We start from the raw sequence: 12,661 nt of genomic DNA, 5'->3' as shown, positions 1-12,661 counted from the left end.
CGGCTGGATTGCCCGCAGGGCAATTCCAGCCCCGCCGGCGTTTGAGGCGCGGGTCTGGGCGGAGCCCAGGGTGCCGCGCAGCGGCACATCCAGCCCCTCCGGCGTTTGAGGAGCGGGGTCCGGGGCGGAGCCCCAGGAGCCCCGCGCAGCGGGTCGGACCGCCCCGCGCCACCGCCCGGCCCGCGCCGTATGGTGGACCCGCACCACATAACCGCACGTCAGTACTCCGCCGCTCCAACGCCGCAGCGGCACAACAGAACGACCGCCGCATCAGGAGCCGCACCGCCATGGCCGAACACCCCGCGTACCCCGTCGGTCTCCGACTCGCCGGCCGCCGCGTCGTCGTCATCGGCGGCGGGCAGGTCGCCCAGCGCCGCCTCCCCGCGCTCATCGCGGCCGGCGCCGACGTCCTCCTGATCTCGCCGTCCGCCACCCCTTCCGTGGACGCCATGGCCGAGACCGGCGAGATCCGCTGGGAGCGCCGTCGCTACGAGGACGGCGACCTCGCGGGCGCCTGGTACGCCCTCATCGCCACCCGGGACCGCGCCGCCAACGACGCCGCCTCCGCCGAGGCCGAGCGCGAGCGGGTCTGGTGCGTCCGGGCCGACGACGCCGAGGCCGCCACCGCCTGGACCCCGGCCACCGGCCGCGTCGAGGGCGTCACCGTCGCCGTCCTGAGCGGCAACGACCCCCGCCGCTCCGCCGCCGTCCGCGACGCGGTCGTCGAAGGCCTGCGCGACGGCTCCCTCACCGCCGCCCGTCCGCACACCCCCGGCGTGTCGCTCGTGGGCGGCGGTCCCGGCGACCCCGACCTCATCACCGTGCGCGGCCGCCGCCTCCTCGCCGAGGCCGACGTCGTCATCGCCGACCGGCTCGGCCCCCGCGACCTCCTCGACGAGCTCCCCCCGCACGTCGAGGTCATCGACGCGGCGAAGATCCCGTACGGCCGGTACATGGCCCAGGAGGCCATCAACAACGCCCTGATCGAGCACGCCAAGGCCGGCAAGGCCGTGGTCCGCCTCAAGGGCGGGGATCCGTACGTCTTCGGCCGTGGCATGGAGGAGCTCCAGGCCCTCGCGGAGGCGGGCATCCCCTGCACCGTGGTCCCCGGCATCTCCAGCTCCATCTCGGTGCCCGGCGCCGTCGGCATCCCGGTCACCCACCGGGGCGTGGCCCACGAGTTCACCGTGGTCAGCGGCCACGTCGGCCCCGACGACCCGCGCTCCCTCGTGGACTGGGCCTCCCTCGCCAAGCTCACCGGCACCCTGGTGATCCTGATGGGCGTCGACAAGATCGGCCTGATCGCCGAGGCCCTGGTCCGGCACGGCCGTTCGCCCGAGACCCCGGTCGCGGTCGTCCAGGAGGGCACCACGGCCACCCAGCGCCGGGTGGACGCCACCCTCGCCACGGTCGGCGAGCGGGTCCGCGCGGAGGAGGTCCGCCCGCCGGCCGTCATCGTGATCGGCGAAGTCGTCCGGGTCAACGCCCCCGGCGACGCGCTTCCCACCACCAACGCCTGACAGGCCGTTGGCACCGCACCCAGGACAAGGCAGTATCACCCTGTGGCTGATCTCATCACCGTCGAAGACCCCGACGACCCGCGCCTGCGCGACTACACGGGACTGACCGACGTCGAACTCCGGCGCCGGCGCGAGCCCGCGGAAGGCCTTTTCATCGCCGAGGGCGAGAAGGTCATCAGACGTGCCAAGGACGCCGGGTACGAGATGCGCTCGATGCTGCTCTCGGCCAAGTGGGTCGATGTCATGCGCGACGTCATCGACGAGCTCCCGGCCCCGGTCTACGCCGTCAGTCCCGAGCTCGCCGAACGCGTCACGGGCTACCACGTGCACCGCGGCGCCCTCGCCTCCATGCAGCGCAAGCCGCTGCCGACGGCCGACGAGCTGCTGGCGACGACCCGCCGCGTGGTCGTCATGGAAGCGGTCAACGACCACACCAACATCGGTGCCATCTTCCGTAGTGCCGCCGCCCTCGGCATGGACGCGGTGCTGCTGTCACCGGACTGCGCGGACCCGCTCTACCGCCGCTCGGTGAAGGTCTCCATGGGCGCGGTCTTCTCCGTCCCCTACGCCCGCCTGGAGGCCTGGCCGAAGAGCCTGGACTCGGTGCGCGAGGCCGGGTTCAAGCTGCTCGCCCTCACCCCGCACCAGAAGGCCTCGCCGATCGACGTGGCCGCCCCGCAGTCCCTGGAGCGGGTGGCGCTGATGCTGGGCGCCGAGGGCGACGGCCTGTCCACCCAGGCGCTGGTCGCCGCCGACGAGTGGGTACGCATCCCCATGGCGCACGGCGTGGACTCGCTGAACGTGGGCGCCGCGGCCGCCGTCGCCTTCTACGCGGTGGCCGGCGGCCGCTCGTAAGTCGCCTAGAGCTTCTGGGCCGCCGCGATGCCCAGGGCCACGATCAGCGTCACCAGGACGAACACGATCAGCCGCTGCCGCATCAGCCGCGGGTCCGGCCGCGAGGGACGCCGCCCCGTCCCGGTCGTCCGGGGCGCCGGGCGGCCCCCCGTACGCCCCGCGGTCGGCCGCGAGGACGGGCCGCCCGCGCCGCGCGGGTTGCGGGAGGACGAGGGCCGCGAGTGCGGTCCGCTCGGGACCCCGCCCTGGCCCCGGGGCGCGGAACCGCCGCCGGTACGACGCTCCGTGCGCTGGTCGGCGTACGGCTCGGCGCCCTCGGGGAGCCGTCCCGTCGGCCGCTCGGTCCGGGCGCGCTGCGCCGGCGGGCGGACCTCCGACAGCCCCTGCGCCTCGCGGGCCGCGATCTCCTTGAGCCGCATCGACAGCTGGAGCGTGCTGGGCCGGTCCTCGGGGTCCTTGGCCAGGCAGGCCCGTACGAGGGGCGCGAGCGCGTCCGGGACGCCCTGCAGGTGGGGCTCCTCGTGCACCACGCGGTACAGCATGACCTCGGAACTGCCGTGCCCGAAGGGCGAGTCGGCGGTCGCCGCGTAGGCCAGGGTGGCGCCGAGCGCGAAGACGTCGGTGGCCGGGGTGACGGCGGCGCCGCGAACCTGCTCGGGTGCGAGGAAGCCGGGGGAGCCCACGGCGGTGCCCACATGGGTGAGGGTGCTCGCGCCGGTGGCCCAGGCGATCCCGAAGTCGATGATCCGCGGGCCCTTGGGGGAGAGCAGGATGTTCGAGGGCTTGAGGTCCCGGTGGACGACCCCCGCCTCGTGCACGGCGACCAGCCCCTCGGACAGGGCGGCGCCGATCGCCGCGATCTGCGAGGCCGTGAGCGGGCCTTCCTCGGTCACCTTGTCGTGCAGCGAGGGCCCGGGAACGTACTGGGTGGCGAACCACGGGCGCTCGGCCTCCAGGTCCGCCGCCACCAGACGGGCGGTGCACCCGCCACGGATCCGCCGGGCGGCGGACACCTCGCGGGCGAACCGCGAGCGGAACTCCTGGTCCTCGGCCAGATCCGGCCGGATCACCTTCAGCGCGACGCGCTGCCCGCGCCGGTCCGATCCCAGGTAGACCACGCCCATGCCGCCGGCGCCGAGCCGTCGGTGCAGTCTGAACGAGCCGACGACACGCGGGTCCTCGCGCCGGAGCCGCATCATCGCCATGTCCACCCCGCTGACCGGTCGTCCTGTTGACGTGGCACAGCTTACGGACCATCCGGCATGCGCGCTCAGAGGCCGCGCCCTCGCCGAGAGATTCGATCGTCAGTACGGCACAACACACTTGAGGGATCCTCAGGGAGTCCGCGCCGCTCCGAACGCGCGCGGCCACCCGTCCCCAAACGGCTTGTTCCCCAAGGCGGTTGGGGCGGGGGAGCGGTCACCCGCCGCCGCCGCGGCCCGCCGGGTGACACCCGTATGCCGCCCGCAGCGAGTCGATCTTGCCGGGGCACGGTGGACGGACACCCGTGTGCGGGGAGTGACGGAAGTGAGCGAAGTCACTACGCTCCGGTCATCCCCTCCGGGAAGACCCCGACTCACGGGGGACGATCTCCACCCAGGGGAGTACACCGGGTACGGCCCGTCATCCTCCGGGAGGCCCGCCAAAGGGTACGAGGGCATGAGGCCACGGGACCCCCGCCCGCCTAGTGTTGAAGTCAAGCGGCGGGCAGTGCTCTCGTCCCCCGAGGTAATAGCCCGCCGCTGCCGAATCGACAGGGAGAGGACCATGGCGGACATCGCACGGCAGGGACGCAAGGCATTCGCGTTCAACGGCCATGAGTCCGGTACGCGCCACCCACTGGTGGCCGCGGCCATGGTCCTCCCCCTGGCCGCCCTCCTGCTCTTCCTCTTCGGAGGTTTCGACCAGGTGGCGGCACAGGCGTCGTCCGTTGGCGTGATGCTGGGGCGCTGAGCGGCGCCCCGGGTCCGGGAGAGCGGCCCGGACCGGGACATCGGCCTGTCGAACCCCGTGGGGACGGGGGAACGACGACGGACGGCAGGTGAAGGGTGCTGCCCGTACGACTGGGGAGTCGGACGGGCAGCACCCTTTTTCATGCCCGGATGTCCTGCCCCGATCCGCCCTGCTCGGCGTACGATCCCCGGGAGGCTGCTGCCGCACCACCCACCCCGGGGTTCCCATGACCGACTCGCTGCCCGAGGCCCTCGCCGCCTGCACCGCCCAACCGCTTCCGTACGCCCTCCTCGCGGACCGTGACGACGGCACCGTGGTGCGCTGCGGCGAGGTCGTGGCCAAGGCGCACGCCGGGGACGCCGACCACGAGGCCCTCGCGGTGCGGCTGCGGATCGCCGGCCACCAGGCACTCGGCGGCGTACTGCTGCCCCCACTGCTGCCCGTGCCCGGACGGGTGCAGGACCGGCCGGTCTCTCTGTGGCCCTACGGGGCCCCCGTCGACCCGCAGCGTCCCGAGGAGGCCCCCTGGGAGGCGACCGCCGGGCTCCTGGCCGCCCTGCACCGGACCCCGCTCGCCGCCCTCCCGGGCCCGCTCCCGCCGATGCGCGGCCCGGCCAAGCTGGCCCGCGCCCTCGACCGCCTGCGGCTGGCGGAGGCCCTGCCCATCGGCCCGGACCCGGGCGAGGTGCGCTCCGTACGGACCGCCGCGCGGACGCTGCCCGCCTGGGCGCGCGGAGCGGCGCAGGCGCCGCCGGGCGGGGCGCTGTGCCACGGGGACCTGCACCTCGGGCAGCTCGTCCGCTACCCCGCCCCGCAGGGGCCCTGGTTCCTCATCGACGTCGACGACCTCGGCGTCGGCACCCCCACCTGGGACCTCGGGCGCCCCGCCGCCTGGTACGCCGCCGGGCTGCTCGCCCCCGAAGCCTGGCAGCGCTTCCTCGACGCCTACCGGGCCGCCGGGGGCCCGGCCGCCGGACCGCCCGGCAGCGACCCCTGGCCGGAACTCGACCTCGCCGCCCGCGCGCTCACCGTACAGACGGCGGCCCTCGCACTGGCCAAGGCGGCGGAAGGGCGGCGCCGACTCGACGAGGGGGAGCGGCTGATGGTGGACGCCTGCGCGCGAATAGCGGCCCTCCCGGACGACTTGGAACGAGAGCCTCCGTCGTAGGGTGAGCTCCGCGCCACCGGGCATGCATCCGGTCATCCGGTGGCCCGTCCACGCCGTTCACGCCGAGGAGTTGAACCGCCCATGCAGTGTCCGAAGTGTCACGCGATGATGCACACCTACAACCGCAACGGTGTCCAGATAGAGCAGTGCAGCGGCTGCCGCGGCATCTTCCTCGACTACGGCGAACTGGAGGCGCTGACCCGCCTGGAGTCCCAGTACACCTCCCAGCAGTACGGCCAGGTTCCCCCGCCCGCCGCGCCGCCGGCCCCGTACCCGCCCCAGCACGTGGCCCCCGCCCCCGCCTGGGGCGCCCCGCACCACGGCGGCCACGGCCACCACCACCGCGGCGGCTTCGGCCGGATGCTCTTCTCCTCCTGAGGCGGGCAACGCGAAAGCCCCGGCCGTGAGACGGCCGGGGCTTTCGGGTGGTGCGCGATACTGGGATTGAACCAGTGACCTCTTCCGTGTCAGGGAAGCGCTCTCCCGCTGAGCTAATCGCGCGGGTACGGCACGGGGCCGCAGGTGGTGCACGTCGTACAGGTGCTGCGTGCGCGATACTGGGATTGAACCAGTGACCTCTTCCGTGTCAGGGAAGCGCTCTCCCGCTGAGCTAATCGCGCGGGGATCCTTGCGGACCAGTGGACGATACTGGGATTGAACCAGTGACCTCTTCCGTGTCAGGGAAGCGCTCTCCCGCTGAGCTAATCGTCCTTGGAGGTGGAGACGGGATTTGAACCCGTGTAGACGGCTTTGCAGGCCGTTGCCTCGCCTCTCGGCCACTCCACCATGGAGCTGCGGGGGTTCTCGGGAAGAAGACCCCCACTTCGAGCGGACGACGAGACTCGAACTCGCGACATCCACCTTGGCAAGGTGGTGCTCTACCAACTGAGCTACGTCCGCAGGTCACCGTGTTCGCTCCGGGGTTTTCCCCCTTCGCTCCCTGGCGACGTGTTGAACTCTAGCGGATTCCCGGGCCAGCTCAAAAACGCGTTTCCGCAGCGTGCTGCCGCTCGATCACCAGCGGTCACGCGACCGTCACCTCTCCGGCGCCGTCGCGTCACCGGTCATAGACTCGCAGCCGTGCACGACCTGCCTCCCATGGCCCGCTTCGGCGGCCTCCTCGCGACCGACCTCCGAGACGTCACCAGCGACCCTGGTGCCCTCGACTCCACCGGCTTCTGGGCGGTGGCCGCCGACTTCGAAGGTCGGCTCGTCTGCGCACGCTTCGGGGACATACGCCCCGATCCCGTCCCCGCTCCCGTCCCCGGCGCCTGGCACGGGCCCGGCGCCGACGAGTGGACGTCCTCGCTGGACCGCGCCGCGTACGTGGCCGGCGTCCGCCGCATCCGGGAGCACATCGCCGCCGGCGAGGTCTACCAGGCCAACCTCTGCCGCGTGATGTCCGCGCCACTGCCCGATCCCGCGGGGGCCGATGTCGACGCGCTCACCGCGCTCCTCGCGCGCGGCAACCCCGCGCCCTACGCAGGAACGATTCGGCTGCCCGCGCACGGCGTGGAGATCGCCACCGCCTCCCCGGAACTGTTCCTGCGCCGCACCGGCCGCCACGTCGAGTCCGGCCCCATCAAGGGCACCGGCCGCACCGTCGCCGACCTGCTGCCCAAGGACCACGCCGAGAACGTGATGATCGTGGACCTCGTGCGCAACGACCTCGGTCGCGTCTGCGCCACCGGCTCCGTCACCGTCCCCGAGCTGTGCGCCGTCGAGGAGCACCCGGGCCTGGTCCACCTCGTCTCCACCGTCAGCGGAGAACTCGCCGACGGCGCGGGCTGGCCCGAGCTCCTGGAGGCCACCTTCCCGCCCGGCTCCGTCACCGGGGCCCCCAAATCCTCCGCCCTGCGGATCATCGAGGCCCTGGAGACCGCCCCCCGCGGCCCCTACTGCGGCGGCATCGGCTGGGTCGACGCCGACCGGGGCGCCGCCGAGCTCGCGGTCGGCATCCGCACCTTCTGGATCGACCGCGAGGCCCCCGGCGGCCCCCGCCTGCTCTTCGGCACCGGCGCCGGCATCACCTGGGGCTCCGACCCCGACCGCGAGTGGGCGGAGACCGAGCTGAAGGCCGCCCGGCTGCTGCGGGTAGCGTCGGGGGCGCATCAGGCAACAGGACGAACGGGATCGTGAGAGGGGCCGCACGGTGAGCATCTGGCTCGACGGAGCACTTCGGGACGTGGACAGCGCGAAGGTGTCCGTCTTCGACCACGGGCTGACCGTGGGGGACGGCGTCTTCGAAACCCTCAAGGCGGAGCGGGGCCGCGCTTTCGCGCTCACCCGCCACCTGGAGCGGCTGACCCGCTCGGCCCGCGGCCTCGGCCTGCCGGACCCCGACCACGACGAGGTGCGCCGGGCCTGCGCCGCCGTACTCGAAGCCAACCCGGTGGAGCACGGGCGACTGCGCGTCACCTACACCGGCGGCCTCTCCCCGCTCGGCTCCGACCGGGGCGCGAGCGGCCCCACCCTGATCGTGGCCGTCGCCGAGTCCGTCCGCCGCCCCGACACCACGGCCGTCGTCACGGTGCCCTGGGTCCGCAACGAGCGCTCCGCCGTGGCCGGACTGAAGACCACCTCGTACGCGGAGAACGTCGTCGCCCTCGCCGCCGCCCACCGGTCCGGCGCCTCCGAGGCGCTCCTCGCCAACACTCTCGGCCGACTCTGCGAGGGCACCGGGTCGAACGTCTTCGTCGTCCTCGACGGGCAGCTGCACACCCCGCCGGTGGCCTCCGGATGCCTGGCCGGCATCACCCGCGCCCTCGTCGTCGAGTGGGCCGGCGCCAAGGAGACCGACCTGCCCTTCGAGGCCCTGGAGCAGGCCGAGGAGATCTTCCTGACGTCCTCGCTGCGCGACGTCCAGGCGGTCGTACGGATCGACGCGCGCGAGCTCGCCCCCACGCCCGGCCCGGTCACCGCCGAGGCCATGCGGATCTTCGACGCGAAGGCCGGCGCGGACCTGGATCCGTGAAACACCGGTGACGCGGGGCCGCGCGGCAGGTACAACACCAGGTGATGACCACTACCCTGCGGCCCGCACAGCCGCTCCAGCGCAACAGTGACGGCACCCGCTCGCGGACGTACGAGGTCCGGGTGAACAACCGGCGCGTCGGCTCGCTCGAACTGGCCACCCGCTCGGCGGCCCAGCCCGAGATCGGGGTGATCAGAGGACTGTGGATCGACGAGCCGGACCGGCGGCGCGGGCGCGGCACGGTCGGCGCGCTCGCCGCCGAGGAAGTGCTGCGCTCCTGGGGCTGCACGAGCATCGCCGTGTCGGTACCCGCCGACGCGGCGCCGGCGCTTCGGATGGCCGAGACCCTCGGCTACCGGGTGACCGGCCGGGTCCAGGTGAAGGAGGTGCCGGCCGAGCCCCCGGCCCTCCCGGAGGGCAGCAGCGGTCGCCCGATGAGCCAGGCCGAGTACGAAGCCTGGGTGGAGCGGGCCGTCGTGGAGTACAGCCACCACCTCGTCACCCCCGGCATGACGGCCGAGCGGGCCCTGGCCGCGTCCCGCGCCGAGCACGTCGTGCTGCTGCCGGCCGGGCGGGACACCCCCGGCGCGGCCCTCCTCCTCCTGCAGGCGCCGGACGGGGCGATCCTGGGCACCCTGTGGGTGGGGGAGCGCGACCTGCCCGGCTTCGGCCCCATCCCGTACGTCTGGGACGTCGACGTCGCCGCCGAGCACCGTCGGCAGGGGCACGGGCGGACCCTCATGCTGCTGGCCGAGCACACCGCGCTCGCCGCGGGCGCCCGCCGGCTGGGCCTGCACGTCCACGAGGACAACACCCCGGCCCGACGGCTCTACGCGTCGCTCGGCTACCGGGACACGACGGTGAACGCGAGGAAGGAACTGATCTAGCCGGCCAGCAGTCGGTCGGCGATCTCTTCGATGCGGGCCCGCAGGCCGTCCTGGCTCTTGCCGCCGTCGAGGCGTTCGCCGTCGATCACGTACGTCGGGGTGCCGGTCACGCCGATCGCCTTGCCCTCGGCCTGGTCGGCGTCGACGATCAGGATGTGCCGGCCGTCGATCAGGGCGGTGTCGAACTCCTCGACGTCCAGGCCAAGTTCGCGCGCCACGTCCAACAGCACCGACTCGCCGCGCTCGGACAGCTCCGCGGTCCTGGCCAGTACGGCCTCCGCGTACGCCCAGCCCTGCCCCTGCTCAAGGGCCTCCTCGGCGGCCTGCGCGGCGGCGAAGGCGTGCTTGTGCTTCTCCAGCGGGAAGTGGCGCAGCCGGATGTCCAGCCGGTCGCCGTAGCGGGCCCGCAGGGCGCGTACGTCGTCCAGAGCGCTGTGGCAGTCCGGGCACTGGAGTTCGCACCAGACGTCGAGGATCACGGAATCGGTCATGCCCCCAGTCTCCCAGCCCGCTCACGCGCCCACTCCTCAGGGATGAGGTCCGACCCGGAGATCCGCTCGGTCGCGGCTTTGGACCTGGCAGCCGGGGCGAGGGCCGGTGCAGGATGGATGGGGACAGATCACCCAGCCGTCGAACCGCCGGAGGACCGCATGCTCGCCGAGACCATATGTTCCGCGGTGTCCGCGGCGGGCCTGGGCATCGCCGCGCTGACCGCCTACCGCAAGAGGTTCCTGGCCGCCACGCGGATCGCCGCGTACTCGCTGGTGCCCGTCGCCCTCGTGATGACCGGTGTCGTGGATTGGGTGTCCGGGATCGTCTTCAAGCCGACCGTCTGGATCGGCTTCGGACTCCTGGGCGTGGCCTGGCTGCTCTTCCTCACCACCCGTGCCGTCGAGCGCCGGGGCCTCGGCAAGAAGGCCGGAAGGGCCCCCGAGGCCGTCGCCCCGGCCGCCTCCGCGCCTTCCCTCGGTGCCGGCACCGCCTCCCGCCCGCAGAACACGGCGGGCCAGAAGCCGACGGCCGCGGGCGCCGGGGACGATTTCTCCGACATCGAGGCCATCCTCAAGAAGCACGGCATCTGACCGGAGGTCCCGGAATCGGGCCGTGATCCACGAGATCGGGCGAACTGCCTGGCGGATATTGGCGTGTTGAAGGGCGGTCGCCGGCGCGCTGCGCCATCATCGCCCCGACATGCTCGAGACATCGCAGGGTGAGCCGTCGGTTCCCGCGCCGGTCCCCGCCCCCGTTGCCGAGGAGCCGAGAGGCTGCCTCTTCGCCCTGTCCCAGCCGCCCCTGATGATCTTCCTGACGGTGATCGGGGTCCTACTGCTCCTCGCCGCCGTACACGACCTCTTCATGCTCTGACGGCCCCGCGTCGGCTCCCTTGCGCCGGGCCCGGTACGCCGCCACGTGCAGCCTGTTCCCGCAGGTCCGGCTGTCGCAGTAGCGCCGCGAGCGGTTCCGAGAGAGGTCCACGAACGCGCGCCGGCAGTCCGGGGCCTCGCACCGGCGCAGCCGCTCCTGCTCGCCGGAGACCACGATGAAGGCCAGTGCCATGCCGCCGTCGGCCGCCAGGTGGTCGCCCACCGAGGCGCCCGGCGCGAAGTAGTGCACGTGCCAGTCGTAGCCGTCGTGGTCGGTCAGCTGCGGGGTGGTGCCCGCCGTGGCCACGAGCTCGTTGATCAGGGTGGACGCGGCGCGCGGGCTCGCCGCGGCGAAGACCTGCGCGAACTTGCTGCGCACCGTACGCACGCCCGCGAGGTCGCGGGCGCCGAGTTCGCCGACGTCGCTGATCGCGTACTCCTGGACGAACGCGCGCAGCGCGGCGATGTCCGCGAGCCCGTCGGGCTGGTCCGACTCGGCCGCGGTGTTCACCAGCGCGACGACGACGTCGAGCGCGCGACGGGTGTCGTGGGGGATCTGCACGGGGTCTCCCTCAGGGGCCGGGCCTGCGGCGACGACCTGTGCCGCCGCTGGGGGCCGACTCTAGCGGGTCACTCCAACGCGCACGGGCGCCGTCCACGCGGGTGGCTTCCGCGAGAACAGCGCCGGCACGTCCGTATGTGGTTGTCCGACACGCACCGTCGCCCCGAGTCGGACGGTGTCGTGCGGGTGTAGGCCTGGCTCAGCTTTCCGCCAGGATGTGGGAGAGCTCCTTGTCGAGGTCGAAGTGCCGGTGCTCGGTCCCGGGTGGGACCGCGGCATCCGTCCGCTTGAGGAATGACTCCAGTGCTCGGGCTGGTGCTTCGAGCAGTGCTTCTCCCTCCGGTGAGCTCAGGGCGATGCAGACGACGCCCTGACCGTGGCTGCGGGACGGCCAGACGCGGACGTCGCCGGTACCGGTGGGCCGGTGGAGGCCCTCCGCCAGGAGGTCGCGGGCGAATACCCATTCGACCGTCTCCTCGGCGCCGGTGTGGAAGGTGGCGTGCACGGCGTAGGGGTCGGCCGTGTCATACCGCAGGCCCGCGGGAACAGGCAGTGAGGACTCGCTCGACACAACGAGGCGCAGGTGCAGCTCGCAGCTGACCGTGGTGTTCATAAGCGCCAGGGCCTTTCGCTCAGTGTGCGCTCGGGGATTCGCACGTCGGCGAAATCGACATGCCACCTACGGTGCCGTTGTAAACCCCTCTGACCGTTTTGCGGACCTCTGGGTCCCTCGGACGGCGGATCCAAAGCGCCATTCCCATGTGCTTCCGGCTGTGCTTCCGACTCGGGTAGATTCGAGGTCATGAATACGGGGAGTGACCACGGGACCAACGAGCCCGCCGAGGCGACCGGAGCCGACGCGGGCGCCGAGGAGGCGCCGCACGTGTCGAAGGCGCCCGCCTTCATCAAGGCCCGCCGCAGCCTGCACCTGAGCTGGCAGGTCGGCGTCTTCATCGTCGGCCTGGCCGTCATCGGCGCCGGCGTCGCGATGCTCGTGCTGCCCGGCCCCGGCTGGGTGGCGATCTTCGCGGGCCTGGCGATCTGGGCCACCGAGTTCGCCTGGGCCCACCTCGTGCTGCGCTGGACCAAGCGCAAGGTCACCGAGGCCGCTCAGAAGGCGCTCGACCCGAAGGTCCGCCGCCGCAACATCATCCTGACCACCGTCGGCCTCGTCATCGCGGGCGCGCTGATCGGCTTCTACCTGTGGAAGTACGGGCTCGTCCTGCCCTGGAACATCAAGGACCAGTGATGGTCAAGGAGCACCGCTGACATGCGGTAATGTTTGCGGTGCGTCCGGGCGATTAGCTCAGTGGGAGAGCACTTCGTTCACACCGAAGGGGTCACTGGTTCGAACCCAGTATCGCCCACCCGGACCAGA

Annotated in this window: 15 protein-coding genes and 6 tRNA genes; 12 read left to right on the top strand and 9 right to left on the bottom strand. The window is 72.7% G+C overall.

Annotated features, from left to right (window positions below; all coding sequences use genetic code 11):
- Nucleotides 1-287: 287 nt before the first annotated feature.
- Nucleotides 288-1,520, top strand: a complete 1,233-nt coding sequence (gene cobA, locus ACFV9H_RS24725; protein ID WP_385401896.1) for a uroporphyrinogen-III C-methyltransferase — start codon at nucleotides 288-290, stop codon at nucleotides 1,518-1,520.
- A 42-nt stretch (nucleotides 1,521-1,562) separates the two neighbouring features.
- Nucleotides 1,563-2,375 (top strand): TrmH family RNA methyltransferase, encoded by an 813-nt coding sequence (locus tag ACFV9H_RS24720; RefSeq protein WP_385401893.1) that lies wholly within the window; start codon nucleotides 1,563-1,565, stop codon nucleotides 2,373-2,375.
- Nucleotides 2,376-2,380: 5 nt separating this feature from the next.
- Here the strand turns inward: ACFV9H_RS24720 and ACFV9H_RS24715 are convergent, their stop codons facing one another.
- The gene (locus ACFV9H_RS24715) at nucleotides 2,381-3,580 is read right to left on the bottom strand and encodes a protein kinase (protein WP_385401891.1); all 1,200 of its coding nucleotides are present in this window, start codon (nucleotides 3,578-3,580) and stop codon (nucleotides 2,381-2,383) included.
- Between the two features lie 562 nt (nucleotides 3,581-4,142).
- Here ACFV9H_RS24715 and ACFV9H_RS24710 point away from each other — a divergent pair.
- The 3 genes from ACFV9H_RS24710 (at nucleotide 4,143) to ACFV9H_RS24700 (ending at nucleotide 5,874) form a co-directional block, all read left to right on the top strand.
- Nucleotides 4,143-4,328 carry a hypothetical protein gene (locus tag ACFV9H_RS24710; protein WP_037797219.1) on the top strand — a complete coding sequence of 62 codons (186 nt, stop codon included), beginning with the start codon at nucleotides 4,143-4,145 and terminating at the stop codon, nucleotides 4,326-4,328.
- Between the two features lie 226 nt (nucleotides 4,329-4,554).
- Entirely contained in the window at nucleotides 4,555-5,496 is a 942-nt protein-coding gene (locus tag ACFV9H_RS24705) for an aminoglycoside phosphotransferase family protein (protein WP_385401888.1), read from the top strand.
- Between the two features lie 81 nt (nucleotides 5,497-5,577).
- Nucleotides 5,578-5,874 carry a zf-TFIIB domain-containing protein gene (locus tag ACFV9H_RS24700; protein ID WP_385401886.1) on the top strand — a complete coding sequence of 99 codons (297 nt, stop codon included), beginning with the start codon at nucleotides 5,578-5,580 and terminating at the stop codon, nucleotides 5,872-5,874.
- 48 nt (nucleotides 5,875-5,922) lie between these two features.
- Here ACFV9H_RS24700 and ACFV9H_RS24695 read toward each other — a convergent pair.
- The 5 genes from ACFV9H_RS24695 to ACFV9H_RS24675 all read right to left on the bottom strand — a co-directional run bounded on the left by ACFV9H_RS24695 (nucleotide 5,923) and on the right by ACFV9H_RS24675 (nucleotide 6,396).
- Nucleotides 5,923-5,997 (bottom strand) — tRNA-Val (locus ACFV9H_RS24695).
- A gap of 47 nt (nucleotides 5,998-6,044) precedes the next feature.
- Nucleotides 6,045-6,116 (bottom strand) — tRNA-Val (locus tag ACFV9H_RS24690).
- 19 nt (nucleotides 6,117-6,135) lie between these two features.
- Nucleotides 6,136-6,207: transfer RNA gene (locus tag ACFV9H_RS24685), tRNA-Val, on the bottom strand.
- A gap of 1 nt (nucleotide 6,208) precedes the next feature.
- A tRNA-Cys gene (locus ACFV9H_RS24680) sits at nucleotides 6,209-6,282 on the bottom strand.
- A gap of 41 nt (nucleotides 6,283-6,323) precedes the next feature.
- Nucleotides 6,324-6,396, bottom strand: a tRNA-Gly gene (locus ACFV9H_RS24675).
- Nucleotides 6,397-6,576: 180 nt separating this feature from the next.
- On the opposite strand from ACFV9H_RS24675, the gene ACFV9H_RS24670 reads away from it, so the two are divergent.
- From ACFV9H_RS24670 to ACFV9H_RS24660, 3 genes are read left to right on the top strand one after another with little or no spacing between them, the layout of a single operon-like run.
- On the top strand, nucleotides 6,577-7,635 hold the full coding sequence (locus ACFV9H_RS24670; protein ID WP_385401883.1) for a chorismate-binding protein: 1,059 nt from the start codon (nucleotides 6,577-6,579) through the stop codon (nucleotides 7,633-7,635).
- A gap of 13 nt (nucleotides 7,636-7,648) precedes the next feature.
- Nucleotides 7,649-8,470, top strand: a complete 822-nt coding sequence (locus ACFV9H_RS24665) for an aminotransferase class IV (protein WP_385401880.1) — start codon at nucleotides 7,649-7,651, stop codon at nucleotides 8,468-8,470.
- Nucleotides 8,471-8,514: 44 nt separating this feature from the next.
- On the top strand, nucleotides 8,515-9,357 hold the full coding sequence (locus ACFV9H_RS24660) for a GNAT family N-acetyltransferase (protein ID WP_385401878.1): 843 nt from the start codon (nucleotides 8,515-8,517) through the stop codon (nucleotides 9,355-9,357).
- Here the strand turns inward: ACFV9H_RS24660 and ACFV9H_RS24655 are convergent.
- Nucleotides 9,354-9,848 (bottom strand): DsbA family protein, encoded by a 495-nt coding sequence (locus ACFV9H_RS24655; RefSeq protein WP_385401875.1) that lies wholly within the window; start codon nucleotides 9,846-9,848, stop codon nucleotides 9,354-9,356. The genes ACFV9H_RS24660 and ACFV9H_RS24655 overlap by 4 nt on opposite strands.
- A gap of 159 nt (nucleotides 9,849-10,007) precedes the next feature.
- On the opposite strand from ACFV9H_RS24655, the gene ACFV9H_RS24650 reads away from it, so the two are divergent.
- Both ACFV9H_RS24650 and ACFV9H_RS24645 read left to right on the top strand, forming a co-directional pair.
- The gene (locus ACFV9H_RS24650; RefSeq protein WP_385401873.1) at nucleotides 10,008-10,439 is read left to right on the top strand and encodes a hypothetical protein; all 432 of its coding nucleotides are present in this window, start codon (nucleotides 10,008-10,010) and stop codon (nucleotides 10,437-10,439) included.
- 109 nt (nucleotides 10,440-10,548) lie between these two features.
- Nucleotides 10,549-10,722 carry a hypothetical protein gene (locus tag ACFV9H_RS24645; RefSeq protein ID WP_385401870.1) on the top strand — a complete coding sequence of 58 codons (174 nt, stop codon included), beginning with the start codon at nucleotides 10,549-10,551 and terminating at the stop codon, nucleotides 10,720-10,722.
- Here ACFV9H_RS24645 and ACFV9H_RS24640 read toward each other — a convergent pair.
- Nucleotides 10,681-11,283 carry a CGNR zinc finger domain-containing protein gene (locus ACFV9H_RS24640; protein WP_385401868.1) on the bottom strand — a complete coding sequence of 201 codons (603 nt, stop codon included), beginning with the start codon at nucleotides 11,281-11,283 and terminating at the stop codon, nucleotides 10,681-10,683. The two genes, ACFV9H_RS24645 and ACFV9H_RS24640, sit on opposite strands and share 42 nt — an antisense overlap.
- 199 nt (nucleotides 11,284-11,482) lie before the next feature.
- Nucleotides 11,483-11,896: an SsgA family sporulation/cell division regulator gene (locus ACFV9H_RS24635; protein WP_030011909.1), complete on the bottom strand. Its 414-nt coding sequence runs from the start codon at nucleotides 11,894-11,896 to the stop codon at nucleotides 11,483-11,485.
- Nucleotides 11,897-12,085: 189 nt separating this feature from the next.
- Between ACFV9H_RS24635 and ACFV9H_RS24630 the strand changes: the two genes are divergently transcribed.
- Both ACFV9H_RS24630 and ACFV9H_RS24625 read left to right on the top strand, forming a co-directional pair.
- Complete coding sequence (locus ACFV9H_RS24630) at nucleotides 12,086-12,532, top strand: TIGR02611 family protein (protein ID WP_385401865.1); 447 nt, start codon at nucleotides 12,086-12,088, stop codon at nucleotides 12,530-12,532.
- 46 nt (nucleotides 12,533-12,578) lie between these two features.
- Nucleotides 12,579-12,650, top strand: a tRNA-Val gene (locus tag ACFV9H_RS24625).
- The last annotated feature ends 11 nt before the right edge of the window (nucleotides 12,651-12,661 follow it).

Origin of the sequence: Streptomyces sp. NPDC059874 (assembly GCF_042731135.1) — a bacterium.
Lineage (GTDB): Bacteria > Actinomycetota > Actinomycetes > Streptomycetales > Streptomycetaceae > Streptomyces.
This window is presented reverse-complemented; position numbering and strand designations above follow the sequence as displayed.